Genomic DNA, 1,907 nt, shown 5'->3' on the forward strand with positions numbered 1-1,907 from the left:
CAGGAGTTAGACAGAGAATCCGGGTTTTACTTTTACAACGCTCGTTATTACGATCCGGGGATCGCAAGGTTTACCAGTGCGGACACGGTCATTGATGGGGAGTGGGACACACAAGGTTGGAATCGGTTCTCGTATGTGAAGGGAAATCCGATTGGGGCGAAGGATCCGACGGGGCACGAGGCCAACGGTGGCATTGGAACTATGATCAATTCCCAATGCAAAGGGAATTCCAGTTGTAATTCTGCGGGTTTAAACGCTGTTTCCCAAGGAGCCAAGAGTGCAGTCGTTGGGACAGTTGCCACTGCTTCAGCGGTCGCAACTGGTTACATAGCGGCCGCTGAACTCGGAGCGGCGGCTCTTCCATCAGCAATTTATTTAAGCAGCCGATTTGGTAGCTCCAATCTTACGAATTCTTTACTAAATAGACTTCCACAATCGCAAATTTCTGTTTCAAATGCAGTCAATGCGACAAAAGAAACTTCCAAATATGGTAAGATAGTTCCTACAAGCGACTTGGCTATGATAAAAGAAAAAGGACTCCCTCAAAGAAACTGGCCGACCGTAGGAAAATTAGATGATTTAAAGAAAGTAAATCTAAATAGTCCAAAAGAAATAGTTTCTACGCTATACAACAAACAACTTCAAAGTGATCCAAAATATGCCGAAAGATTTAAAGGTGGGGCTACTTTATTAGAGTTAACAATTCCTAAAAATACTACCATAAGAGCTGCCGGAATAACAAATAAAGGTCCTAATGGAATTCCGCAATATCGTGTAAATGGAGAAATTCCGTACAAAAATATTGATCATTTTGGGAAAACACAATGAGCTTCGATAATTTAAAAGAAACCGTCACTGAAATTAGAAAGCTGGCAAAGAAGCACACTCGAGATAGATCAAAAAAACAGTTTGATGAAGAATTATTTGAAGGTCATTTTTTCGAGTTTATTAAAGAAAAAGAAGTTGAACCAAATGTCTTATATGATATTGCGTGTTGTCTCTTGGCAGGCGACAACTTTGACATTGACCTTGCAGTTTTTATTATCGGTACAGCAGGAATCGATAATAAATTGATTTCAAATTTTATAGAAAAATCTATATCAATTTTGAATCCAGAACAAATCAGTTCGATAATGTTCTTAATTAATAAATATTCTTTAGAAAATTTATACGACCTACTTGCTAATCACCTTAAATTAAATTCATTTTACAACTCAGACAGCCTTAAATGTCGATTCATATATATAGGAATTCTTTTCAGCAAAGAAGAGGGATACAATGCATTTCGCAAAACCTTAGAAAAGGATTTGTTAATTCTATACCCAAAACAAACGGGTTCTGAACTCAGCACGGGCAATATTTTATTCCTTTTTGTAGCTAATAAAAACTATAAAAATATCAAATACATCTTTCAACGTTATTCAAATCGAAAAACAAAAAATTTCTTGAAAGATCAACTTTTTATAGCAGCAAATCGCTGGGATCAAAGCTTAACATTGCGATTAATTCTTAGAAAAATAATTCTTACTGCTTACTTAAAGAATTTCTTTTAGATGAGATGAGTTGCGTCTACGAACCGCATATCGAAACGTTCTTTGAAAACAATTTTCTTTGAGTAAGAGAGATCCGAAAAGAGAAAACCAATACATTCCTTTCATGCCGCAGGTAAACTCAAGACCGCGATTCTATGGATCGCCGCGTTAGGGATCGATGCGGGGTTAAGAAATTGCTGATCCAATAAAGCTTCCTTCTTCAAAAGAAAACCTCAATTTCTTAACCGAAGCGGAGAGCCCGGTCCGAGCGTAAGCGAGGAAACGCCCACCCAACCAATTTACAAACGTAGAGATTCTTTATCCAAGCAAGTTCTACGGACTCGAATACATCGAGAGCGAGAATATCGTAACTTC

At 37.9% G+C, this 1,907-nt stretch carries 2 protein-coding genes; both read left to right on the forward strand.

Annotation, left to right across the window (positions count from 1 at the left end):
- A partial coding sequence (locus JWG45_RS21280; RefSeq protein ID WP_205281619.1) for an RHS repeat-associated core domain-containing protein occupies positions 1 to 828 on the forward strand: 828 nt, incomplete at its 5' end.
- A complete protein-coding gene (locus JWG45_RS21285; protein ID WP_205281620.1) occupies positions 825 to 1,553 on the forward strand; it encodes a hypothetical protein in 729 nt (242 codons plus the stop codon). The genes JWG45_RS21280 and JWG45_RS21285, both read left to right, overlap by 4 nt.
- Positions 1,554 to 1,907: the final 354 nt, after the last annotated feature.

This window comes from Leptospira ainlahdjerensis (assembly GCF_016919175.1).
Lineage (GTDB): Bacteria > Spirochaetota > Leptospiria > Leptospirales > Leptospiraceae > Leptospira > Leptospira ainlahdjerensis.

Coding starts and splice junctions, on each gene's coding strand:
- JWG45_RS21285 (WP_205281620.1), top strand. CDS start 825: ATGAGCTTCGATAATTTAAAAGAAACCGTCACTGAAATTAGAAAGCTG.